1 protein-coding gene is annotated in these 531 nt (G+C 63.5%); it reads left to right on the top strand.

Features of this window, described 5'->3' with window-relative positions:
* Positions 1-531 (top strand): efflux RND transporter permease subunit (locus tag AC1DU6_RS35650; protein WP_477863345.1); only part of this gene is annotated, 531 nt, incomplete at both ends.

Genomic DNA, 531 nt, shown 5'->3' with positions numbered 1-531 from the left:
CCTATCGAAGAGCAGATCAACGGCGTCGAGAACATGCTCTATATGAGCAGCCAGGCGACCACCGACGGCAGGATGACTCTTAACGTCACCTTCCGCCTCGGCACCGATCCCGACAAGGCGCAGCAGCTGGTGCAGAATCGCGTTTCGCAGGCCGAGCCGCGTCTCCCTGCGGAAGTCCGTGCGCTTGGTGTGACCACAATCAAGAGCGCGCCTGACCTGACCATGGTCGTGCATTTGCTGTCGCCGAACGACCGCTATGACATGACCTATCTGCGCAATTACGCCGTGCTCAACGTCAAGGATCGCCTCGCGCGCATCGAAGGCGTCGGTCAGGTGCAGCTGTTCGGCTCGGGCGACTACTCTATGCGTGTCTGGCTCGATCCGCAGAAGGTCGCCGAGCGCGGTCTGTCGCCGGGCGATGTCGTGCGCGAAATCCGTGCGCAGAACGTGCAGGCAGCAGCGGGGCAGGTGGGCGGTTCGCCCAATGAGCCCGGCCTGGATCTGCAGCTCTCCATCAACGCGCAGGGGCGC

Source organism: Roseateles sp. P5_B10, from assembly GCF_056400485.1.
Note: the sequence above shows the minus strand (reverse complement) of the source record. Positions and strands in the feature narration are given on the sequence as shown.